Origin of the sequence: Paenibacillus sp. Marseille-Q4541, assembly GCF_018310695.1 — a bacterium.
Classification (GTDB): domain Bacteria; phylum Bacillota; class Bacilli; order Paenibacillales; family Paenibacillaceae; genus Paenibacillus.
The window spans coordinates 52,170-75,461 of sequence record NZ_JAGXCY010000016.1; the positions used below are offsets into that span (position 1 = coordinate 52,170).

Consider the following 23,292-nt stretch of genomic DNA (forward strand, 5'->3'; position numbering starts at 1 on the left):
TTCACACATGTATTTCACATGAAACTTTTTTCCTCGGACCAACTAAAATCCTGTAATAACTAACTAGAAACGCCCCCAGCGTCTAATAGACACCAGAGGCGTTTCCAACACTATGCGTTCTTCCTACTTACCTGTTCACGGTACTCACCTGGAGACACGCTTACCACTTTCTTGAACATCCGGCCGAATGAGATGGCATTGGTGTAGCCAACAGCTGCGGCAATTTCTTGTATGGAATGATGTGTATCTTCGAGCAGATGTCTTGCATGATTGATGCGCAGCTCAATTAAATAATCAACGAACTTTTGACCCGTCTCCTCTTTAAACAATTTACTAAGAGACTTGGGATTAATATGAAACTGCTCACTCAGAAAATCCAGAGATAAATTCGGATTTACAGATTCCTTTTCCATATAAGAACGAATACTCCGGATGATTTCCGAGTGATTACGAGTCTGCTGTAACAATAATAGATGTTCAAAAATTTGTTCTAGCACCTGTTCGACTTGAATCTCTAATTGCTCTAATGTTTCTGAATTCGCTAAAGCATCCTGCAAAGATGGCTCACCTACCCGTATCCAGTGCTCCTGAAACTCCTTAGCCATCTTATTCATCTCATGTCCCAAGGAATAGATCATATAGTCCGTTAATCTTACGATATGATCTTGATTCAACATGTCCTGATTAATGTTATTTAAAATACTCTTGTACTGCTCCTGCCAATCATGTCGTACTAACCGGAAAGATTGAGCCATCTCTTGAATCCGCTGAAAATAATCAAACGACTTCCCTTGTTCCTCCATCCTGATCGAAGTATAAAAAATGATGCTATTCTCCCCAAATATCATTTTATACTTTAATGCGTGCAAAGCTTGTTTATAGGATTCAGAGATCGAGGTGAATTCCTCAGCCGTGCCTCCCACGCAAGCTGTGATGGTCAGTTTCAAATGTTCTTCCACCCATACTCGTGAATTCTCCAGAACATTCAGGATTTCTTGTTCGCAATGATGTACATCATTCATTTGTATAAGTAATCCTAGCTTCGAATTGGAAATCCATTCTGCCCATACGTGGGTTGCATGCTTCTGTGCAATTTCCTGAATTACACTTTTCAATGCAAACTTGATCAAATATTGATCTTGCTGTGTATACTGACCGACAAACTGATTAAATTTATCCAATTCTATTACGCATACGGTTTGTGGTTTACTTAAGTCATTTAATTGAATGATTTCACTCCGCGACTCCCACTCAGCTAAATTCGCAGGATATTGACTCTCGAGCAGCTGTTGAAATAAATAGGTTCTTCTCAATAGCAAATCTTCACGATACTGCTGTTGATAAGAGTTCGACTGCTCCAACATACTGCTAAGGGCAGATTGTATAAAGGAAAACTCGTCTTGTCGCTTCTCCTGCAATAAAACATTCGTCTTATCCTGGGAAAACTTCTGAATTTGCAACACAATTTGTTCGATCGGTCGATAATTACGCCGAGAGACAAACACGATCCACCATACTCCTGCACCCATCATCAGAAGACCTACAATAAACCAGACATTAAATAATTGATTGGCTATGTTCACCAATCCACCATTGACTAAGCCACTCTCATAGGACCAACCGGTTAAAGGAGAGGTCGCAGTGGAAATGAGTTTTTTATGTGAAATTCCATGATCCTCAGGAAGGATGGAGTTTCCTGCATCGTCCAAAATATCAATATAGCTTACATCCTCACTATACATCGGCTGGATCAACGTATTCAGAGAATCTGTCTTGATGTTGACAAAGACGAACCCTTCTCCGTTCCGGATATAAGGCGCTTTAAGTACAAGTGAAATAACCTGTTCAGGCTCCTTAAAATCAAACTCTTGAAACTTACGTACTCCTGACCATTTGGTCTCGTATACCGCTTCTGTCAAATAGGGCTTAATGAACTTATAATCAGGATAATCTAGCAAATTCGCATTCATGGAGTTACTTAGAATGAATTCATCATTCATTCTTACAAGATACATGGAATCTACCAATGGATACGATATCATGAAATTTTTCATGAATTGAACCACTTTTATATTTAAATAATAATCACTCTGTTTCCCATCATTAAAAAACACAGAAAGATCTGGATTGTTTAGCATATTGCTAAGTAGCATCTGTTCAATCGTCTTCATAGAAGAATCTATCGAGGTTATCGATTGCAGTAGCAATGTCTCATTCGCTTTTATCGCATCTTTTCGGCTCTGATCGCTAAGCATTTGAAAGAACACGAAGAAAATAAAAGAAAAAACGATGAAAAAGGCAGGCATATACAATAGTAACTGGCGGTAAAACCATGATTTTTTCTTCATATTTCCTCCCAGAATGTAAGTACAAGATTCGAGCAATTCAAAACATGAACCATTGTAAATACATTCAATAATGAGCGAAACGACGCGCTGTTTGGAATATTATAGTATGATAAGCCAGAATATGTACAGAGTATCACTATGCTTTTATTGATATATTTTAAGAAAGCCAGCTTTCCTGAAAGTGGACTTTCGATCCTTTTTTGTCGAAATAAGTTGAAATATGCGATTACCCGAGAAATAAAAAAAACTGCATCCTTATAATAAAGAGATACAGTAAACTAATAAAATTCTTAATATATTAAATTTGTATTCTCTATCTTAAGACTTTGACACACCCATTTCGGATAATCGTGTTGATTTCACCAAATAGGAAGGAAGCATTGGAAACATCCGGCCCATAAGAGGAAGCACTCTATTCGCCTTCGAAAAAGCTACTTTTTGAACGATTTTTGCCCTGTGTAATAAATCAGTAAATTCCCGTTTTGCATTCATTGTATAGTGGCTCTCCCACTCCAGATAAGTCAGTTTCCCATGCAGATACTGGTCTGTGACTGCTGAACAGATCATAGAAGAACGAAGTGCGATGGACATGCCGTCTCCGCAAAGAGGGGGAATCATAAGCATCGCATCTCCTATATGAGGGAAAAATGACCAAGGTTCCGGTACTTCGGACAATCTTACTGGCGATATCGATACCTGTGTACCTTCGACGGCTACTCCCTCTGCTAATCGATGTGATAAACGAGAATTGGTAAATGCTGCCCCGCTCAGAATATCCTTCACTGATTTACCGCTGCGCTGCACCGAATCTAGTGACAATAAGGCGGCTATGTTAACTACTCCATTCCCTACCGGAGATATACCTACATATCCCCCATCGCAAAAATACAATTCAACCTCATCTTCTGCTTGAATTCCAGTGTAGTGTGATTTAATACCAACAAACACTTCCGCATTTTTCAGAGCAGTTTGCTCTGTTTCTTGGGCCGAGTGAATTCCTCGCGGCTTCCTAATTCCATAGGCCCCAATGACTGCTTTTGCACGATAAGTTACGAGAGATTGACCTTGCTTTGTCTCTATGACATAAGATTGATCCTCAAGTTGCTCTATATTCGTAATCATGACCTTTGTCTTAATGTCCACTCCAGATTCCTGCGCTTTTGCGTGAAGCATAAGGTCAAGATCGTATCTGCTGATTCCCAAAGCTTGACCGGGGAGGCGTGCTTCCATTTCTTTTCCATTCTGTAGTACGATTCTTGCTCGATTCATCGTTGCTGGCTTGATCCCAAGCTGTAAAGGATCGACGCCAATAAATTTTAGCATCTCCTTCGTTTCGGGTGACATAAATTCACCACACGTTTTGTGCCTTGGAAATTCCTGCCGATCGAGCAGCAAAACATGATGACCTTTTTCAGCAAGCTGAATGGCTGCACTGCTGCCCCCAATTCCCGCTCCCATGATAACGACATCCACTTGTGCTTCCATACAATATCCTCCCTCCGCTTTTCTATTATCGATCTCTAGGAATTACGACTGCATAACGGAATAAAGGTTTCCACGAATAGGTCATGGTACTGTGATTTAGTTTTGTTTTGAGGTCGATCCAGTCCTTATCCGTAAACCCTTTCGCCACCGAAAGCGGACCATCATGGCGTATATACCGATTCCGTGAAATCATCCTAGTCGTTAGCCACACCGCTGTATAGGGGACAGAATGCCTGTGGATATCATTAATAACGACCCCAAATTTGGATGTTTTTAACATATAAGTCACAATATCTACAAGCTCCTGACCTTCAAAATGATGCACAAATTGCGATCCTGTGACGATATCTGCATATCTTTCCGGAAGTGACTTTACGTCAGCCCTGATCACCTGGACACGCTTCTCCTCCTGAAAATAAAGCCGAGCTTCCTCGCAGGCTTCTTCTGTCAGATCTACAAGCGTAATCTTCATGTCAATTTCTTGAGCATCTGCCCATTCAAGAAGCTTACGGTTGACATCCCCTGAACCTGCTCCGACATCAAGCACGCTCAGTTTCTTGGGTCTCCCTATATCCTTCCATAACTTTTCCACACCATAACGAGTTGGGCCGGGTGCTCCAAAAATTTTATTCAGTCTGCGCAAATGCTTAAGTGCTTCGCTTAGCTCTTCTCCACCCATGGAGAAGTCATCCATAAGCTCATCTTCTTTTGCTCTTGTCGACAAGCTTCTAAAGATAGACATGAGAAGGCTCCGATTCAGATGGAATATAGGTAGGCACATAAGTAAACTGCATCAGTTCAGCAGTAAGTCCAGGACCAAACGCCATGGCAACCCCTTTGGTTTTTTCCTGTTTTTGCTCCATCAATTTTTCACGCATCGCATGGAGTACAAACATGATCGTAACAGAAGATAGATTCCCTGCATTTTTCAAAATGTCTCTACTGTATTTCGTCTGATCATCACGAAGCCCCAGCACATTTTGTACTGAATCCACAATCCCTTTTCCTCCCGGATGAATGGCCCATAGCTCAGGTCGCTCGCTCCCCCCAAACAGAAGTTCAAGCTCAAGAGCAAGATATTCACCTAACAATTTCGGAATTCGTGGGGAGAGATAAAGATCAAATCCCGCATTCCCAACTTCCCAAGTCATATCTTCTGTTGAATCGGGAAGAAGAACAGAATACCCTTTGCCGAGTTCGAAATAAGATTGATGTTTGCTATCTGCATTTCCTATAACACAACCCGAAGCTCCATCTCCAAAAAAGGAAGCCGCATATAAGGCTTCTTTATCCATCACTGGCTGAAAATGAAGACTACATAGTTCTACACAAACAACCAGCACTTTGGAACCAGGTGCGCCCTGAACGACATCCCTTGCCATCTGAATCGCTTTGAGTCCTGCCGCACAACCTTGAAAAATGAGTGGTAAACGATTCACACGTGCAGATAAACCCAACTCTTTTATTAACATAACGTCAAGACCTGGCAGAAACTGGCCTGTACAACTGACTGTGATGAGATGAGTAATCTCGCTACGCTCTGTGCCGCTATCAAGTAATGCTGCTTCTGCAGCTTGTAGTCCAAGAGGAACCGATTCTCTTTTGTATGAATTCATCCGTTCTTCGGTGGTAGGCACTTTAGATAGATCCTGAGAAAGCATATACCTGCATTCTTCTGAAGATTTAAAATATTCCGGCTCACAAGTGTAACGTGTCTCCACTCCACAAGATCTAAATATCCTCCTGGAAAAACGAGCTAAATCCGGGCGCCCGTGCAAAGAGGTGGTTATCAGTTCAGACACGACTGCTTGCGGAATCTGATATGACGGAAGTGCTGTACCCATACCCAGAATAGAAATTCCAGAGTGTTGTGATCTTTGTGTCATTTGTAAACCTCCTAATATATTTACTTCATCTCGTTTACTATCAAAGTGTATTGCTATATCTTTATTCACAGCTTGCTTCAAGTATGATGTTCTTTACTTCCAGTTTCAGAAACTCTTCTCTGTCCTTAGATACGTAATTTTGCCAAATTCCCTGAAATTAGTTAACACAGATTTTACATATCATGATATTCAAGTGCATTTTTCACAATAAAAACAACAATTTTGACATATTTTTGAAATATTTATCCCACGATTGTAATTATTTACCCTTAACAAATCATTTGGAATCTATAAAAATAAGAATTAGAACTGGTAGATAAATTCCAGTTATTCCATTTTTGAAGGAGGCAACTTATTTTGACAGAACAACGCTTGCTTGGAAGAAAAGGTTTCCGTTTTCGCATTTTGCTCGGCTTGGCATTTGCCCTCGTGGTAGGTCTGGTGACTGCAGGAATCGCTTCTGCTCACGGATATCTCAGTGCTCCGCAAAGTCGCGCGTTCTTGTGTAAACAAGGACAAAACACCGGATGTGGTAATGTACAGTATGAACCGCAATCTCTTGAAGCCAAAGGTAACTTCCCTGCAGAAGGACCTGCAGATGGACAACTCTCCGGCGCTGGTGTATTCCCAGAAATGAATGAACAATCTCCAACAAGATGGAAAAAAGTAAACATGAACACAGGTAGCAATACATTTACTTGGACATTAACTGCAGCACATGCAACAAAAGAATGGAAATACTACATTACAAAACCAGGTTGGGATCAAAGCCAACCGATTACTCGTTCTAACATTGAACTCTTCTGTAAAATTGATGATGGTGGTAAAAGACCTGATTTTACAGTAACGCATTCTTGCAACATCCCTTCTGATCGCAGCGGGTATCATATTATCCTAGCGGTATGGGAAATTTCCGATACTGGAAACGCTTTCTACAATACAATTGATGCAAATATTTCCGGTGGTGGTGGAGCTACAGATACAACAGCACCAACAGCTCCAACTAGCCTTCGTTCTTCTGGCACAACAGCAACAAGCGTATCTCTTGCTTGGAATGCTGCTACAGACAATGTAGGTGTAACTGGCTACGATGTTTACCGTGGAAGCACACTCGTTGGCAGTGTTTCTGGTTCCACTCTGTCTTACAATGCTACGGGCTTAACTGCTAACACAAGTTATACTTTTACAGTAAAAGCCAAAGATGCTGCTGGTAATGTATCCGGAGCAAGTAACGTACTGACTGTGCAAACAGCCGGCGCTTCTACTCCCGATACTACGGCTCCAACAGCTCCAAGCGGTCTTCATTCCATGGCTGTAAATGCAAATTCCGTGTCTCTCATGTGGTCTGCTTCTACAGATAACGTTGCAGTGACCGGTTATGATATCTACTCTGGAAACACACTGGTAGGTAGCGTTTCTGGAACGACTCTTGAATACACAGTAACTGGACTTACAGGCAGCACAAACTACACATTTACAGTAAAAGCCAAAGATGCTGCTGGTAATGTATCTGCTGCAAGTAATGCTTTAACAGTGACTACTTCTGCTCCTTCCACATCAGCTCCAGCATGGGCATCTGGAACCGCTTACAAAGCAAATGACTTAGTTACTTACAATGGGGTTGTTTATAAATGTGTTCAACCTCATACTGCTTTGACGGGTTGGGAACCAGCTACAACACCAGCACTGTGGACAGTTAATTAATTATTATTCATTACAAAAAAGAGGCCCGTTTCAATATCAGGCCTCTTTTTTTGCTTACTCATCTATTTAAATTTATTGGGTACTGTTTTTCGCATTAACAATGGATTCAAGCTGCCTTGATATCATGACTCGCTCGTATTTCAGCTTCCAGATCTGCTCGGTTACATACTCTTTTGCTTTCAGATCTGTTTCTTCTTTTAGTTGTTTGAAAAGTTCAAGTAATTCATCATTCAGTGCATCAAACCGCACCCATAGATCGCTCCGGGCAGGAAGATTTTGTTTCTGTACCGGACTCTCTATAAAGGTTCTCATTTGCTCTATAATCGACTGTCTCCATGCTTCATCTTCAATACGGGTTGCATAATTTAGGAGATCTAAATAATCATCAATTTGTAATGAATGGGTTAGGTTTTGTGTGTTCATGTTCCACCTGCATCTCCTTTGCTCTCTTTTACCGAGTATTATACTAGGTTTTATAAGAATTACAATACTTTTTTTGCATTTTCCTTTATTTATTGTTTCAGAATCCGTTGACTGGTTATTTAAATCAAATTTGGCTCGCAAGCAATGATGGTCTTCTTCCATAAATCTATCATAAGCGAATGAGAGACGTTTTTCAGTGTTATATTTTAGAAATGTAGGCATAAAAAAGCATGCCTATGATTTCTTTCTAAGGCATGCTCCTCCGTAAAAACAATTATTTAGATCTTAATACAATAGGAATTAATAACAGAGATATCAATCCTCCAGCTAGTGAGAGAACCATGTAACTGCTTCCGGCAACAACCATTCCTGAGAGTGCTCCACCAAGAGCACCTGAGAGGGCAATAAATACATCGACAGATCCCTGAATTTTAGCGCGTGTCGTAATGTGGGTTGAATCAATAATCAGTGTTGTTCCACTAATTAATCCTAAATTCCAACCGAGTCCAAGCAGTCCAAGAGCAACAATAAGCATAATTAAAGAATCACTTGGTGCCATTGCCGCTGTCAAACCCGCTGTTAGTAAAACAACGCCAGCTGCAATTGCCATAGGAAAGCGACCTAGCTTATCTATAAGAATTCCGGTAAACAGTGATGGTAGGTACATACACCCTACATGAATGCCGATGACAAGCCCAACCTGAGCTATCGTGTGACCATGATGCAGCATGTGTACAGGAGTCATCGTCATAATGGCGACCATCACGATTTGCGTTAGGATCATAATGGCTGAACCAATCTGAATTCCTCGCCTATTCCTTTCTATATTCACTGAGTGTAAAAGATGTTGATCTTCCGTTTTCTTCTGCTGAGAATACATTGCCTTCGCAATTAATAACGGGTCAGGACGAAGCAGTGAGAAATTGATCAGCGCGGCTAAAAGAAATGCGGTACCTGCAAGAATAAAAGGACCTGCTAGCTCAGGTATTCCTAAGGATAGAGCAAAGTCTCCCATGACCCCTACTAAGTTTGGCCCGGCTACCGCTCCAAACGTCGTAGATACCATTGCAATACTGATCGCAGTCCCTCGCTGAGATGGGTTAGCCAAATCTGTACCAGCATATCGCGCCTGAAGATTCGTAGCTGTTCCAAATCCGTATAAGAGTAAGGAAACAAATAGGAGCCATATCTGATTTGTCATAGCAGCCGCAACAGTACCTGCCGCCCCAAATCCCCCAATTAAATAGCCTGTTGTGAGTCCCATTCGTCGTCCATGCTTCGCTGATATTCTCCCAACAAGAAAAGCTGCTGCTGCGGAACCAAGTGTAAATAAAGCTGCCGGTACGCCCGCGTATGCATCTGTTCCAAGCATTTGTTGTGCGAGTAATGCACCTACTGTAATCCCTGCTGCAAGTCCTGCGCCTCCAAAAATTTGGGAAATACAGACGATGAGAAGGGTGCGCTCATATAGTTTCTTTTGCTTCTGTAGTGATGTACTATAATTCTCTGTAATGGAAGCTAATTCTGTATTCATCCCAATGTTGTCATCTCCTGTAGTTATAAAATAAGTACATGTATTTATGTATTACTGCTATTGTATTTGAAAACATATTTTTTGCATATCGTTCCATCAAAATCAGTTCTCTTTAGTTCCTTTATTATACTTTTAGAGAAACATAAGAAAAAGCCCTATTGCTATGCAAGAGGGCTCTAAACAGCTTTTGTTTACTTATCCAGCGTGTATAAAGGAAGATCTACTGGCAGTGGTTTCGGACTTTCGCAAGTACTTTCCATCGTGTAATGTTCACCATCCGTAGATGCATCATGAAATGCCCACATGGCTTCAAGCACATGGTATGCAAGTTCTCCACTAGCTCTGTGACTGCGTCCATTTCGTATGGCATAAGCCATATCAGCTGGTCCGATTCCGCGTGTATTACTATCGTATCCTGGGAGTAATGGAACTTCTGTCCAATCCGTTTCACCCATACGTTTTATTTTTACTGGACCGCCGAATGAGTTCGGGTCAGGAACGAGGAGTGACCCCTTCGTACCATGAATCTCGATGTTCGGGAGAGTACTGCCGCCAAATATATCAAAGCTTGTAATGATACTCGCTACAGCGCCTTGGCGGAATCTCATGAGACCCGTAACATGGGTAGGAGTATCTACCTTGATCTGTTGCCCATGTTTCTTTTCGCTCGTAATCACCCGTTCTTCTAAAGCGGTACTTGTCATTCCCGTTACGCTTGCAATAGGGCCGAGCAGCTGAATAAGTGCTGTCAAATAATAAGGTCCCATATCAAACATGGGTCCTCCGCCAGCAGCGTAGTAGAACTCGGGATCCGGATGCCAATGTTCATGACCACGGCTCATCATAAATGCCGCCGCACTTACAGGGGTTCCAATGTGTCCCTCTGTAATTGTTCTCAGCGCAGTCTGAATACCTGTTCCAAAAAAGGTTTCCGGTGCACATCCCACTAGCAGCCCAAGCTCACGAGCACGGTTCAATACTTGCTTGCCTTCCTCCCGTGTAACAGCTAGCGGTTTCTCAACATAAACATGCTTACCTGCTTCAAGCGCCTGCAAACAAACGTTGGCATGAACCGCAGGGATGGTCAGATTGATAACAATTTCAATCTCCGGATCTGCTAAAAGTTCAGAAACCGTTACTGCCTTGGGGATATGATAAGCTGCAGCCTGTTCTTTGGCACGATCCAAATCAAGATCAGCACATGCAGCAAGTTCTAATATGTCAAACTTATTGCAATTTTCCATGTAAATTCCGCTTATTTTTCCACAGCCTATAATACCTACCTTCACCTTTTTCAACGTAAAATCTCCCTTCGCCATGTCGAATTCTTCTTTATAGCTGGTTATCGGCCATTCCTGTATACGCTTTAGCAGCAGAATTTCTTGTGCTTACAAGTTCTTTTCCTTCCGCAGCCCACAGCAGGCCCCGAGTCATGATCTCTTTCACAGAAGGTATTTCCATAATGTCGGCATGATGACCTAGCGAATTATAGAACACTCGGCCCTGCCCCCATTTTTTGGTCCATACTACGGGCATATCCACAGCACCGTTCGTACTATGTGGACCTTCTGCCAGAGGAAATCTTGTTGTTGCCAAAACCTCTACCGCTGGATCAATGTGGAGATAATACTGTTCGCTTTTTACTTGAAAATTGTCTATACCTGCAAGCAGAGGACTTGAGCTATTTTTAATCTCAACGGTATATTCCACTCCATCATTACCTGGATGAGCTACCCATTGACCTCCCGTCATAAACTGCCAATCCACATTCGTTCGAAATGAGTCACACATCCCTCCATGACAACCGGCTAGACCGACTCCATTAATAACAGCGGCAGACACGTTCTCCACATATTTCTGTTCGATCGTATCCATCGTCCACATAGGTACGATCAGATCTAGCTCACGAAGTTTCTCTGCATCAGCATAGGCATCCAGCGTATTCGCCCTTTCTACGTCAAAACCTGCTTCAGTAAGCCACTCATCAAACAATGCCGACACAAGTTCAGGCTCATGACCATCCCAGCCACCCCATACGATCAGTGCTTTTTTCATTTGTTCATGTCCTCCATCTCGTTAAGTTCGACCCAGCGACGCTCTACTATTGACTTTTCAACCGCTTCCAATACAGCCTGACATTTCACCCCATCCGAAAAGTTAGGAACCGGCTGACGGTCTTCTTCGATCGCATTCATGAACTCTACCATCTCGTGGGTAAACGTCTGATCAAAACCAATCGGGTGCCCTGCTGGCCACCATGCTTCCGCATATTTGTGAACGCCATCTGTAGCTAGTACCCGGCGAAATCCCTGTACATCTTCATCATCGCTTGTAAAATAAACGTCCAGCTCATTCATCCGTTCAAAATCAAATCTCACACTGCCTTTGCTGCCGTTAACTTCAAAAGAATTCGTGCTGCGATGGCCAGCCGCGAACCTTGTTGCTTCAATACTACCCATGGCACCGTTTTCAAACCTTGCTAAAAATAAAGTTGCATCATCTACGGTGACCGGTCCTTTTTCGGAATTGGTGCTTCCTTTCGTTGCCGTAAGTCCCGTCATTGCAGATGCAATTGGACGCTCTTTGATAAAAGTTTCGCTCATCCCGATGACTTCTTTAAACTCACCTACCAGAAAACGCGCCATATCGATTAGATGAGCTCCAAGATCACCATGAGATCCGGAACCGGCAATCTCTTTTTGCAAACGCCATACAAGTGGAAACTCAGGGTCCAAGATCCAGTCCTGTAAAAATGTCGCACGGAAATGATAAATTTCGCCGAGCCTTCCGCTCGTAATTAGTTCTTTCGCAAGCTGTACGGCCGGTGAAAAACGATAATTAAAACCGATCATATGCTTGATGCCTGCTAATTCTGCGGCTTCTAGCATGTCACGTGAGTCAGCAAGTGAAAGCGCTAACGGTTTTTCACAGAAAATATGTTTGCCTGCTTTGGCTGCAGCCATCGCGATATCTTTGTGTACATTGCTTGGAGCATTAATATCAATGAGATCAATGTCATCGCGGGTGACAAGTTCCTTCCAATCGGTCAGACTTTCTTGCCAGCCAAATTGTTCCTGTGCTTCTTTTACCGCTGCTTCATCCCGCCCACAAATAACGGCCATTTCTGGTCTTTTCACTTTTGGGAAAAACATAGGAACACTACGGTAAGCGTTGCTGTGTGCTTTTCCCATAAATTTATATCCAATCATCCCAACACGAACTGAACACATACTTAATCCTCCTCGTTTGGTTAATTACACTCGTGTTCCATCGGAAGAAGCACGTACAATAAGTTCTGCTTGTAGCAACTCCCGTACAGGATCGTCAAACCACTTGTTGGTCTGTACAGCATCATCACATATTTGAAGTAATTTTCTGGCAGCGATCGTTCCCATTTCGTAAAAAGGAACTCTTACACTGCTTAACGGTGGTACCGTTATTTCAGCTGCATCAGAATCGTCATAAGCAACAATCTTCGGGTAATTTACTTCGGGGATATGTTGTTCCCTGAACTTTTGTAACACACCGATGGCCATCCGATCATTTGCAACAAACAAACCGTCCATCTCTGTCAAATGCTCTATCATCTTCTCTGCTGCCTCGTATCCGCTTCGGCGACTAAAGTTACCTTCAAACAAATAGGTTGGAGTGAGGTCATGACCGCCTTGTTCCAATGCTTTTTGGTAACCTGACAAACGATCTACGCTGTTGGAATAAGATAAAGGACCATTTAGAAATCCAATTCGGTTACACCCTTGCCTAATCAGATGGTTTACTGCCTGCCTGCTCCCTTCTTCATGGTCCACATCCACTTCAGGAAAAGACTCCCCTTCAAAATGCTGATTGACCACAAGGAAAGGATACTTAGCATCCTGTAGTTTACGTATCGCTTCCCTTTCACCTGGTTCATCCCTCGAGCCAAGTATAATGAGAGCATCTACCTTCTGAGCCCGAAAAAAAGATTCATATTCCTGTTGTTCTTGTTCACTTCGAAATAGCAGGAGTAGATCATAGCCATGCTCTCGAACAATACTTCCGATTCCACTCAGCATTTCCGAGAAATAATAACTTGAGAATAACCGAGCCTTCGGAATGTAAGGTAAAACTACGCCAAGATTACCGCTTCGATTTTTTGCGAAGCTACGAGCAAGCGCGCTCGGTACATATCCAAGTTTCCCTGCTGCAAATAGCACCTTGGCCCTTGTTTCTTCCTTCATAGGCCCAACCCCGTTCAGTACCCTGGATACGGTTGCTTCCGACACACCTGCTAATTCAGCAACTTCTTTTCGTGTAGCGATAGTAAATCCACTCATTTCCATTTTAATGTACGCGCGTACATTCTCTCATGTCTCTCCGTTACTGTCAATAAGAAAAGTATAAAAAAAGACCCTCGAACAGCAACTCTACTCACCGCTGTTTTACAGGTCTTATGAATTACATATCATTGAGATATAATCCTATGTTTGAGACTCGTATTTTTTGTATATTATCCGTTTCTCGGAGCCCATAACATGACGGCCACACCTGCCAAACATAACAACGCTCCGATCCAGTCGTATAGGTCTGGTGTCTTTTTGTCGATTCCCCAGCCCCAAAGTACTGCCATAATGACAAATACGCCTCCATATGCTGCATACACCCTCCCAAAAGAAGGGAATTGTTGAAGCGTCGGAATAATACCGTATATGACCAGAACGAGGCTTCCCACAATTCCATACCAGTAATTCCTCCCCTCTCGAAGCCATAACCAGACTAAATAGCCCCCTCCGATTTCGGCCAGTCCTGCAATCATAAATATAAGTATAGATAATATCATCAGAATTACTTTCTCCTTTAAACGAAGTTGAGATAGAAAATGTCGTTAATTATTATACCAGAACAGAACCTCGGGGATTGGTTACAATTGGGAATTCCCTCTCGTGTGAGGAAGTTCAACAAAAAAGGACTCTGCTCAAACGAAAGAGCAAAGTCCCGCAGCTTACTAATCTATAGTCGCCTTCTTACAAATCTAATGTTCAGGTAAATAATCGGTTGTAAACACCGTTTTTACATCGATCTCTTGATCAAGAAGTCCGATTTCCATTAGTTGATTCATCAGTTCTAACCAGCGCTCTTCTGTCATGTATCCGACGCCATGTTCTTCTGCATCATATCCATATACATACTCCCGCTGCGCTTCCTCTCCAAATGCAATTTCATCTTCTGCAAGGTTTGTGTTGACTTCATTAATCTTTTTGTTGATTTTCTCATAGTTCTCTTTGTAATCATTCCAACCTTCTACTGTACCACCTATGAAAGCTTTCACCGCTTCTGGATTCTCTTTCAAGTACTTCTCTGTTGTGTAAATAACTGCTGCATATGGTCTGTAGCCGGAGTCAGCTATTAATTTTGTATCCACCTTTATACCTTGTTTCTCAACGACAAAGGGCTCTCCGTTAACAAAAGATTGACTAGCTGATTGTGTATCCTCAATAAAATTGCCGTGCTGACCTGTATAAGCGACTTCTTTAACCGTATCTAGCTTGTATTTATGTTTAATATACTCCCAGTATGGTTGCCCTTGTTGAATGAATACCGTTCTTCCATTTAAATCTCCAAAATCGGAAATACCTGATCCTTCGTGATACATTAACGCTTGTGGACTAATCTGGAACGTGGTAGCAAGAGCTACAATCGGAATTCCTTCTTTACGTGCCAGCAAAATTTGATCAGCATGTGCAACACCGAACTCCGCTTTCCCTGAAGCTACAATTTGAATAGAAGATACTTGGGGTCCACCAGGTTCAATCGTCACATCCAGGTTTTTATCATCATAGATGCCATCTTCCTTCGCTGCATAAAATCCGCCGTGTTCCGTTTTCGCAAACCAGTTCAGCACGACTTTTACTGAAGTTTTACTTGCTGGCTCTGTGGCGGGAGAAGCATTATTCGAGTCTTGAACTCCTCCGTTTCCCCCTCCGCATGCGGTTAGTGCCATACTCAAAGCAATGAACAAAGCTCCCACTTTAACGGACTTACCACTGCGTTTACCTGACTTCTTCCACATCCCAATCACGCTCCACTTTCTCGATTAATAAAAGCAATGTTCTTATTCGTGTAAGGTGATCTACTTTTAAGCTTCCGTTCTGGTCATATTCCAGTACCCAGCATGTACCGCAACGATTTCATCGGCCAGCTCTGGAAAAGGTCCAATCACTCCGATTTTTTTCTGACCTCTTGCAAAAATTTCACGACAGGGCAGATCAAACGTTGGATTTTGCGGATCATCTCCTGTAAGGACAAGCAGTTCCTTCTCGGTAATCCCAAACACGACTCTGCCCAAGTTCCCCCAGTACATGGCCCCAGCACACATCGCACAAGGTTCTGCAGTCGTATATAAAGTACAATCCCATAAAAATTCGGGAGTATATGTATGAGAAGCTTTTTCCATCAAAGCGGTTTCGGCATGACCTGTACAACGATGCTCTGTGATCTCGACATTGCCCTGCTCCATCAAAATGTTTCCTTCTTTGTCAACCAGTAACGCACCAAAAGGCGTGTTCCCACTTTCGCGTGCGATCCGTGAAATTTCAACTGTTCTTCTCAAAAAAGTAATGTGATCCCACTGTTTTTCTTGACTCCCCATAGCCATCGCTCCCTTGTCTCTCTGATCTATTTTGATTTTAGTCACTTCTACTTTTAGTGTCAATTAATCTACCACATATTCAGCGTTATGAATAATAATAACTAGTATTTTTGTGAATTCGCACATATAACTCACATTAGTTTATCAATTACCGGGTCTATCCGTGGAAACAACATCTTAATTTATAAATTACATAACATTATATGTTAATATATATCCTCCATCTTTTATAGTGAACTTTCTCACTCACTTCCAATTGAATTCCTGGATATCCTGAAGCATGGATCAAGGAAGCATATGAAACCCCGTCTCCTCAAGGATACGGGGTTTCTTTTTATTCGGATTGATACTATTCTTTATCCACTTTACATGAAGCCGCGGCTTGCTGAACGGCACGAATAATCCCCCCATAACCGGTGCACCGACAAAGATTGCCGCACAGCGCGTTTTCAATCTGTTCCACCGTAGGATCAGGATGATTTTTCAGCAATGTAGTCGTACTTAATATCATACCCGGTGTACAATAACCACACTGAAATCCGCCTTCATCAATAAAAGCTTGCTGAATCGGGTGAAGTTCTTTTTCATTCCATGGTGCAAGGCCTTCGATCGTCTGTATCTCTTGCCCATCGCACTGATAGGCCATCAAGAGACAAGAGTTAACCGGCTCTCCATTCAATAAAACCATGCATGCACCGCATCTGCCGATTTCGCAGGAGATTTTCGTCCCCGTCAAAAGTAATCCATCCCTTAAGATGGTAACCAACCGTTCTGTCGCTGGCACCTCAAGTTGTATAAACTCCCCATTAATCATTCCGTTCCAAGTCATGAGTGATGTCCCTTTTGTCATGGCCACACCCCTTCTTTCGTTTCAAAGTGTAGCGGTTTAGCCAAAAGCTCTCTGTTGATTGGCAATTTGTTCAACCACACTCCCGTTGCTTGATGAATCGCCGATACAATCGCGGGCGCAAGCGCTACTGATCCAATCTCCCCAATCCCTCTCGGTCCAAAAGGGTCGTTTTCAGGTAAATTTTCGATAGCCTCAACAGTTAAATTCCGCTGCATATCTTGAAAGGTAGGAATCAAATACGTGTCCAGGTTGGAAGTCAAATACATGCTGTGATCCATCACGGCATCTTCCATCAACGTAAAGCCGAGTGCCATTCCACTACCTCCCTCAATCTGCCCTACATAACCCATCGGATTCATGACAGGACCTGCTGCCACAATATGTTTGATCTCTTCTACACAAACCTGACCTGTTAATGTGTTGACTTCTACTTCAGCAATCACCGCAGCATACGTATAGAGAAAATGTCCTCCCATGACTTCATCTGGTGTTGTTGGATATTGAAACTCCGTATCGAATGTTACGTCTTCCATAGGAACGAGCTCTGCAATGTCTAGATAAGACATCACTTTTTCCATCTCCTGTGATGAATCGCTAAGCCGATGCCAGATCCCTCCCGGCCCTGTTACTAGTTCTGCTACGGAAAGTCCCGTCGCTTGCGCACAGAGTCGAATCACTTTGTCAGTGAAAGGAGATTTCAATCGCTGCAGAGCCATCCAAGCCATGGTCGTTGACCTGGAAGCGGTACTTGAACCACTATGCGGAACTCGGTCCGTATCTCCGATAACAATTTCCAAATCCTCTGGCTTGCAGCAAAAAATATCGCACAACATAATTTCAAGCGTAGCAACAAGCCCTTGACCAAATTCTTCATAACTAAAAGCAACCTCAATCTTGCCAGACTCATTTAGCCTCAGTCTACCTCCTGCAGGATCAGGAATCCCATAACCAAGCCCCGCACCATGCATTGCAAGTGACGCCCCCATTCCTCTTACCATCCAAGGCGGAGATTGAGATTTCCCCTCTTGATTCCTCTGCTTCCATAGCGCGGAATGGTGTACAGCTTCCCATACTTCACTCAGCCCGTTTGTCGCCAAAATCTGCTGTCCTAATGGTCCTGGATCGGTACTGATGCGCAGATTACGCCTACGAATCTCCCATGGGTCAAGCCCTAGAAGATCAGCAGCACGGTCCATTTGTCCTTCCATCGCAAAGATCGCTTGGTTCCCTCCAAATCCCCTAAACTCCCCAGAGACTCCATTATTCGTATACACCGACAATCCTTCAACATCCACACTTGGAATTTGATAAGGCCCCATGGAATGTTCTGTCGCAAAATTCAGCACCGGAGCTCCTAGCGTTGCATACGCACCCGTATCAGACAAAATACGAACAATATGGGAAGTGATCAACCCTTCCCTAGTAAATCCTGTTTCCATCTCTATTTTCATAGGATGACGCTTCAGCCCCGCTCGTACTGACTCTTTACGAGAATTATGGAATTTGACAGGACGCCCTGTCTTTAGAGCCAGCAGCGATCCATATGGCTGAACATTCAGTTCATCCTTGCCTCCAAATGATCCGCCTATGGGACTTGATACAACACGAATGGATTCTTCAGGCATATCTAAAATACGAGCTAACTGCATTCGATCTTTATATCCATGCTGTGTTGGAGCATAGACCGTGAGCCTGCCATTTGCTTCTGGAACAAACAGCCCTCCTTCCGTTTCCATATAAGTGTGCATTTGACGCGGGGTGTAATACACCTCCCTGATTATCAGATCACTTTCCTGAAGGTCAGACCTCGCATTGCCACGCTTCACTTCAGTCCGGTGCAGTACGTTCCCCTCCGGATGCAAATCAGGTGCATCATCCATAAGAGCTGCCTCTGGTGAACTTAGTGGGGACAACACCTCGTATTCGATGCGGATTAAGCAAAGCGCACGCTCTGCAATCTCTGGCGTATCCGCCGCAACCGCAGCTATGGCATCACCTGTGTATCTAACAAACTCATCACAAAAAACAGGCTGATCGGGTGTCGCAATACCAAAACCATTCAAACCAGGGACATCTTTATGAGTGAGCACCATATGAACCCCCTGCAAAACCTCTGCTTCGGATATATCTACACTCTTAATTCGGGCAAAAGGATGATCACTTCGTTTGACACGGCCATAAAGCATATCTGGTAGTGATTTGTCCGTGAGATATTGCAGATCGCCCGTTACTTTTTCTTTCCCATCCGGGCGTTTATGCCATTTACTCCCACTTGTCTCTCGGTTTAGCAGCATGTTCACCACTCCTCTTCTCCCAATGAATGCGGCTATACTAAATTGTCCATGTTCATCTCAATTCCTTCCATAATTCAGAAGCGAATAAATTTGCAGCAGTCTGTTTTCGGTATGTTTCGGAAGCAAATGCATCACTATACGTAACAAACTCGGCTTGAATTTGCTCGGTAAGTTTGGTGAGAGACAGCTCTTTAGCCGGATACCTACGAACGAAATTCTCACTGTGTGTCAGTCGCATTGCAGTGCCCGAACCCCCTCCCGCAGCCATAGCAAGTGAAATCCACTCTCCGCTTTTGCTCAGCTTCCCGTGAAAAGCAATCGTCACAAGCGAAGGAGTAAATGCCTCTCTTCTTCCGATTTTTCTATAAAAATAAATCATCCTTCCGTTCGCCACCGATTCCGAGTCAGGTATTTGTACATAAATCCCAGTTAGAAATTCATGAGCATCCCGCTTTCCTAATCGCCATTCCTCCAGCCAATCAGCCAATCCCTTCTCAATCAGTCCCGCTTCTGTCATCCACTGTAAGCTTCCGCCATATACAAGTAGGGCTGGAATCGAATCCCCCACTCCAGAAGCCACATTACCACCTAAGGTTGCCAAATTTCGTATGGATGGGGCTGAAATCTGATCAATCGCCTGACCAATCAAGGGGAACACATTTCTTACTACTTCATTGTCAGCACAAGCTTTAAGTTTGGAGAATGCACCAATACGAAATCTATCCGACTCTTCTAAAAATGTGTCCAGGTCCGGTATCTGTCCAAGGCTGATGAGATGCCGCGGCATGGGGGCCGTACCCATTTCCCACTGTGTTCGTAATAGTGTGGTACCTGCCGCCCACCCAAAATGAGGAGTTACCCGAATTGCGATATCCCTCGCCTCTTCCAAGTTGGATGGCAGCCATAACTCAGGAAACATTATTTTTTCAGTCCCCATTCCCATACAAAAGCCCCTTTCCTCTCAACAGAATGACTATCCTATCATTCTCTGTTTCTATTTAAATCTGGTATGTCCATGATTAATAACTTTCGATAGTTTCCATATGCTCGCTTATTTGCTCTAATGCTTCAGGTGTGTCTGCATCATAGAACACTTCTTTATCTAGTATTATTCGTTCTCCCAGATAGGAACGATTTCGAATGATCTGTCTCGCTCCTATATCTCCTTCAAGTTGACATATAACAGAAAAGATCTTATTCGAAAGAAGAAGCGGAGGCTTATCCAGATTGCCATCAATAGCTGAAACATAGTGAAGTGTAGAGGATAACGAGTACACGGAGAGTAAAGTATTGATATGTTCCATTCGAACCAGCGGCTGATCCGCGAGTAAAATCACAACACAATCGACTTTCCTATCCTCAGCCACTTTCACCCCACTACGAAGAGAATGACTCATTCCCATATGGGCGTTAGAGCATCTTATGACAACAAGTCTCTCGGTAGATGGCAGATGCTTCAGCCAGTGGAGGGAGTCATCCAGTCTTACTACCACAATGACAAGATCAAGATCTGATGCTAAAGCAGCATTCACCGCGTAAGACCCAAGGGGAACACTTTTCAGCGGAATATCAACTTTACTCTTACCCATGCGCCGACTTTGGCCTGCGGCGAGTATGATCCCTGCCGTCAACATAACTGCACTCCTCCTCACCCTCATCATAATTCTTAGATTTTTTTCGTTTCACAGCAATAAGTTCAGCAGCAATACTGATGGCTATTTCTTCGGGACCTTCTGAACCAATCTTGATACCAACTGGAGTGTGAAGATGAGGGAAAGACGGTAATCCTTCGAGGAGTCTTGAAGCTCTTGTTCTGGAACCTAAAATGCCGAGGTATCGATAAGAAGTGTGCTGCAATTTTTCCAAAAACGCCCGTTCCTTCGGAAATTGATGACTCATTAACAGCACATAATCCTGCTCCTTTATCTGGAAAGAGCGATAGATTTCATCGGGAAAACCAATCAGAATCGAAGCATCCGGAAATCGCTCTTCTGTGCATAGGGCTTCACGCCAATCAGCGACTGTGACACGGAATCCCGAATTGGCAGCAAGTTTGACGAGTGGTATAGAATCATTACCAGCTCCTATAATGAGAAGTCTTGGTTTTGGGTCATAATGAAGTAAATAAACTTCCTCTTTATTTGATCTTGCGTCTACTGGGCGATCTGACTTTTTTGATTCATAAGGATATACTTTTCTTTTTGAATATTCCTCCGTTTTGAATGAAGTCTCTCTTTTCTCAATCCAATGTTGAACATAGCGCCTCGGCTCATTCCACACCCGTCGAATTGTAATGGAATACCCTTGATCTAAATAGGATTTCGCTAAAGTAAGATGACGTTTCAAATCTTCCTTCACAGGCTCAAGCAAAATATGGAGCAGTCCACCACAGCCGATGTTCTCCCCCCATGACAAATCATCTTCTGGCCTCATATCGTATAGACCCAACTGAGGTCTACCTGATTGCAATACTTCTTCCGCACGCAAAGCTAGATCAGTCTCGATACAGCCTGGGCTGAGGCTACCTATCATCCCGCCGTCCTTCGTAAAGAGCATGGAAACCCCTTGCTTACGATACGCATGACCTTCTACATAAACCGTTGTAGCAAGAACGATCGGCCCTAGCTCACTTAGTACAGCTTCACAAATATCATGCATTTCCATTTGATTTCCTCCTTTAACTGTACTTTGCTCTAAACCTGACATAGACGATGAATGTAGAAATACGAGCGGCTTAGGCCGCCCGTATCCTGGACATGGATATTCTTTATAAAGACCGTTAGGAGATTTCTTGAATTCGGCTTACGAGCCTTGCAATACTTCGATCTGCTTCCCTCAGTACAATGGAACGATCGATAGTTCTCATTGTTCGCCCTTCTATGACAAGCTCTCCATCAATAATGACCGTGTCAACATTACTTCTAGTCGCTGAATAAACAACCCTAGAATAAATATCCACTTCATAGGAAGGGTAGGTATGAAAATCATTTAGATCCAGCAAGATTACATCCGCCTTCTTCCCTAGTTCGAGACTACCGATCTCCTTCTCCATTCCCAGCACCTCAGCACCACCCATCGTTGCCATCCGGAGTACCGTTCTAGCATCCATAGCCGTTGGACCATGCGGTATTTTGTGCATTAACGCAGTCATTCTCATCTCCTGAAACATATCCAAATTGTTGTTACACGGGGCACCATCCGCACCAATGCCGACATGAATTTTCCGACTTAACAAATCCGGTATTTCAGCAATGCCTGAGGATAACTTCATATTCGAGCCTGGGCAATGGGTCACTTTCACACCGCGCAAGCGAATAATTTCTTTTTCTTCTTCACTCAGCCACACACAGTGAGCCAGTATTAACCTAGGTGTGGCAAGGCCAATGTGATCAAGATAGACGACGTTACGCATGCCACGCTCGCTCTCGACAAGCTCAATTTCTCCCCGGTTTTCCGATGCATGGGTGTGAATTTTGACATTGTACTGTGCTGATAGATCTCGTACTTCCGTAAGCAGTTGTTCCGTACATGAAACAACAAACCTCGGGCAGAAAGCATACTGAATTCTTCCACCGCCATATCCGTTCCATTTTTCCAGCAGATCTACACTTTGCTGAATGGAGTCCGTCGTTGTTTCTTGCAAAGGAAGAGGCACTTCGTCCCCGTGATCCATCATGACTTTACCAGAGACGACACGCATTCCACTCTGGGCCATTGCCCGAAAAGCCGAATCCGTGTAATGCACTGTTTCCATGTCCAGAATCGTAGTCGTACCGCTTGAGATCAGTTCTCCAAGTCCAAGCAAGGCGGAGTAGAATACCGATTCCTCATCATGAGCCGCTTCTAAGGGCCAAATCCGCTGACGAAGCCAATCCATGAGTTCCAGATCATCAGCACGTCCCCGAAAAAGAGTCTGGCATAGATGAATGTGAGTCTGAATAAAACCGGGAAGCAGCGCTTTCCCCGTTCCATCAATGACGCGGTCTGCTAATACCTGGATATCCACGCCTATTTCTTTGATCTTATTATCTTCTATGAGCAAGTCACCTACGAAAACATCTTCGTTTCCATTCATCGTAACGATTTGTGCACCTTTAATCAGAATCGTACTCATCCAATGACCTCCCCTGACTGTAACTTTGT

Annotated in this window: 20 protein-coding genes; 1 reads left to right on the top strand and 19 read right to left on the bottom strand. The window is 43.3% G+C overall.

What is annotated here, in order from left to right; all coding sequences use genetic code 11:
- Nucleotides 1–110: 110 nt before the first annotated feature.
- From KFT32_RS16260 to KFT32_RS16275, 4 genes are all read right to left on the bottom strand, one after another.
- Nucleotides 111–2,348, bottom strand: coding sequence for a helix-turn-helix domain-containing protein (locus KFT32_RS16260; protein ID WP_211748283.1), 2,238 nt, complete (start codon nt 2,346–2,348; stop codon nt 111–113).
- A 318-nt stretch (nt 2,349–2,666) separates the two neighbouring features.
- A complete protein-coding gene (locus KFT32_RS16265) occupies nt 2,667–3,833 on the bottom strand; it encodes an NAD(P)/FAD-dependent oxidoreductase (protein ID WP_211748284.1) in 1,167 nt (388 codons plus the stop codon).
- Nucleotides 3,834–3,858: 25 nt separating this feature from the next.
- Complete coding sequence (locus tag KFT32_RS16270) at nt 3,859–4,575, bottom strand: methyltransferase domain-containing protein (RefSeq protein WP_211748285.1); 717 nt, start codon at nt 4,573–4,575, stop codon at nt 3,859–3,861.
- Nucleotides 4,562–5,719 (bottom strand): type III polyketide synthase, encoded by a 1,158-nt coding sequence (locus KFT32_RS16275; RefSeq protein WP_211748286.1) that lies wholly within the window; start codon nt 5,717–5,719, stop codon nt 4,562–4,564. Before KFT32_RS16275 ends, KFT32_RS16270 begins: the two co-directional genes overlap by 14 nt.
- A gap of 357 nt (nt 5,720–6,076) precedes the next feature.
- Between KFT32_RS16275 and KFT32_RS16280 the strand changes: the two genes are divergently transcribed.
- Nucleotides 6,077–7,423 (top strand): lytic polysaccharide monooxygenase, encoded by a 1,347-nt coding sequence (locus KFT32_RS16280; RefSeq protein ID WP_211748287.1) that lies wholly within the window; start codon nt 6,077–6,079, stop codon nt 7,421–7,423.
- A gap of 72 nt (nt 7,424–7,495) precedes the next feature.
- On the opposite strand, the gene KFT32_RS16285 is transcribed toward KFT32_RS16280, so the two are convergent.
- From KFT32_RS16285 to KFT32_RS16355, 15 genes are all read right to left on the bottom strand, one after another.
- On the bottom strand, nt 7,496–7,846 hold the full coding sequence (locus KFT32_RS16285; RefSeq protein WP_211748288.1) for a hypothetical protein: 351 nt from the start codon (nt 7,844–7,846) through the stop codon (nt 7,496–7,498).
- 274 nt (nt 7,847–8,120) lie between these two features.
- Complete coding sequence (locus tag KFT32_RS16290) at nt 8,121–9,380, bottom strand: MFS transporter (protein ID WP_211748289.1); 1,260 nt, start codon at nt 9,378–9,380, stop codon at nt 8,121–8,123.
- Nucleotides 9,381–9,571: 191 nt separating this feature from the next.
- Entirely contained in the window at nt 9,572–10,678 is a 1,107-nt protein-coding gene (locus tag KFT32_RS16295; RefSeq protein ID WP_211748290.1) for a Gfo/Idh/MocA family protein, read from the bottom strand.
- 34 nt (nt 10,679–10,712) lie between these two features.
- Nucleotides 10,713–11,435, bottom strand: coding sequence for a ThuA domain-containing protein (locus KFT32_RS16300; protein WP_211748291.1), 723 nt, complete (start codon nt 11,433–11,435; stop codon nt 10,713–10,715).
- Nucleotides 11,432–12,610: a Gfo/Idh/MocA family protein gene (locus tag KFT32_RS16305; protein WP_211748292.1), complete on the bottom strand. Its 1,179-nt coding sequence runs from the start codon at nt 12,608–12,610 to the stop codon at nt 11,432–11,434. The genes KFT32_RS16300 and KFT32_RS16305 overlap by 4 nt, the downstream gene beginning before the upstream one ends.
- 24 nt (nt 12,611–12,634) lie before the next feature.
- Entirely contained in the window at nt 12,635–13,699 is a 1,065-nt protein-coding gene (locus KFT32_RS16310; protein WP_249435929.1) for a LacI family DNA-binding transcriptional regulator, read from the bottom strand.
- Nucleotides 13,700–13,866: 167 nt separating this feature from the next.
- A complete protein-coding gene (locus tag KFT32_RS16315; RefSeq protein WP_211748293.1) occupies nt 13,867–14,196 on the bottom strand; it encodes a YnfA family protein in 330 nt (109 codons plus the stop codon).
- A 192-nt stretch (nt 14,197–14,388) separates the two neighbouring features.
- Complete coding sequence (locus KFT32_RS16320) at nt 14,389–15,426, bottom strand: ABC transporter substrate-binding protein (protein WP_211748294.1); 1,038 nt, start codon at nt 15,424–15,426, stop codon at nt 14,389–14,391.
- Between the two features lie 66 nt (nt 15,427–15,492).
- Nucleotides 15,493–16,068, bottom strand: coding sequence for a nucleoside deaminase (locus KFT32_RS16325; RefSeq protein WP_249435930.1), 576 nt, complete (start codon nt 16,066–16,068; stop codon nt 15,493–15,495).
- Between the two features lie 286 nt (nt 16,069–16,354).
- A complete protein-coding gene (locus KFT32_RS16330) occupies nt 16,355–16,855 on the bottom strand; it encodes a (2Fe-2S)-binding protein (protein WP_211748295.1) in 501 nt (166 codons plus the stop codon).
- Nucleotides 16,852–19,149 (bottom strand): xanthine dehydrogenase subunit D, encoded by a 2,298-nt coding sequence (gene pucD, locus KFT32_RS16335; RefSeq protein WP_211748296.1) that lies wholly within the window; start codon nt 19,147–19,149, stop codon nt 16,852–16,854. Before pucD ends, KFT32_RS16330 begins: the two co-directional genes overlap by 4 nt.
- A 52-nt stretch (nt 19,150–19,201) precedes the next feature.
- Complete coding sequence (locus KFT32_RS16340; RefSeq protein WP_211748297.1) at nt 19,202–20,086, bottom strand: FAD binding domain-containing protein; 885 nt, start codon at nt 20,084–20,086, stop codon at nt 19,202–19,204.
- Nucleotides 20,087–20,168: 82 nt separating this feature from the next.
- Complete coding sequence (locus KFT32_RS16345) at nt 20,169–20,783, bottom strand: nucleotidyltransferase family protein (RefSeq protein WP_211748298.1); 615 nt, start codon at nt 20,781–20,783, stop codon at nt 20,169–20,171.
- On the bottom strand, nt 20,731–21,813 hold the full coding sequence (locus tag KFT32_RS16350) for an XdhC family protein (RefSeq protein WP_211748299.1): 1,083 nt from the start codon (nt 21,811–21,813) through the stop codon (nt 20,731–20,733). The genes KFT32_RS16345 and KFT32_RS16350 overlap by 53 nt, the downstream gene beginning before the upstream one ends.
- Before the next feature lie 115 nt (nt 21,814–21,928).
- Nucleotides 21,929–23,263, bottom strand: a complete 1,335-nt coding sequence (locus KFT32_RS16355; protein ID WP_211748300.1) for a 5'-deoxyadenosine deaminase — start codon at nt 23,261–23,263, stop codon at nt 21,929–21,931.
- Nucleotides 23,264–23,292 lie beyond the last annotated feature (29 nt).

What these genes read in the sequence shown, in the direction of transcription:
- KFT32_RS16260 (WP_211748283.1), bottom strand. Translation starts at nt 2,348, where the DNA reads ATGAAGAAAAAATCATGGTTTTACCGCCAGTTACTATTGTATATGCCT.
- KFT32_RS16265 (WP_211748284.1), bottom strand. Translation starts at nt 3,833, where the DNA reads ATGGAAGCACAAGTGGATGTCGTTATCATGGGAGCGGGAATTGGGGGC.
- KFT32_RS16270 (WP_211748285.1), bottom strand. Translation starts at nt 4,575, where the DNA reads ATGTCTATCTTTAGAAGCTTGTCGACAAGAGCAAAAGAAGATGAGCTT.
- KFT32_RS16275 (WP_211748286.1), bottom strand. Translation starts at nt 5,719, where the DNA reads ATGACACAAAGATCACAACACTCTGGAATTTCTATTCTGGGTATGGGT.
- KFT32_RS16285 (WP_211748288.1), bottom strand. Translation starts at nt 7,846, where the DNA reads ATGAACACACAAAACCTAACCCATTCATTACAAATTGATGATTATTTA.
- KFT32_RS16290 (WP_211748289.1), bottom strand. Translation starts at nt 9,380, where the DNA reads ATGAATACAGAATTAGCTTCCATTACAGAGAATTATAGTACATCACTA.
- KFT32_RS16300 (WP_211748291.1), bottom strand. Translation starts at nt 11,435, where the DNA reads ATGAAAAAAGCACTGATCGTATGGGGTGGCTGGGATGGTCATGAGCCT.
- KFT32_RS16305 (WP_211748292.1), bottom strand. Translation starts at nt 12,610, where the DNA reads ATGTGTTCAGTTCGTGTTGGGATGATTGGATATAAATTTATGGGAAAA.
- KFT32_RS16310 (WP_249435929.1), bottom strand. Translation starts at nt 13,699, where the DNA reads ATGGAAATGAGTGGATTTACTATCGCTACACGAAAAGAAGTTGCTGAA.
- KFT32_RS16315 (WP_211748293.1), bottom strand. Translation starts at nt 14,196, where the DNA reads ATGATATTATCTATACTTATATTTATGATTGCAGGACTGGCCGAAATC.
- KFT32_RS16320 (WP_211748294.1), bottom strand. Translation starts at nt 15,426, where the DNA reads ATGTGGAAGAAGTCAGGTAAACGCAGTGGTAAGTCCGTTAAAGTGGGA.
- KFT32_RS16330 (WP_211748295.1), bottom strand. Translation starts at nt 16,855, where the DNA reads ATGACAAAAGGGACATCACTCATGACTTGGAACGGAATGATTAATGGG.
- pucD (WP_211748296.1), bottom strand. Translation starts at nt 19,149, where the DNA reads ATGCTGCTAAACCGAGAGACAAGTGGGAGTAAATGGCATAAACGCCCG.
- KFT32_RS16340 (WP_211748297.1), bottom strand. Translation starts at nt 20,086, where the DNA reads ATGGGGACTGAAAAAATAATGTTTCCTGAGTTATGGCTGCCATCCAAC.
- KFT32_RS16345 (WP_211748298.1), bottom strand. Translation starts at nt 20,783, where the DNA reads ATGTTGACGGCAGGGATCATACTCGCCGCAGGCCAAAGTCGGCGCATG.
- KFT32_RS16350 (WP_211748299.1), bottom strand. Translation starts at nt 21,813, where the DNA reads ATGGAAATGCATGATATTTGTGAAGCTGTACTAAGTGAGCTAGGGCCG.
- KFT32_RS16355 (WP_211748300.1), bottom strand. Translation starts at nt 23,263, where the DNA reads ATGAGTACGATTCTGATTAAAGGTGCACAAATCGTTACGATGAATGGA.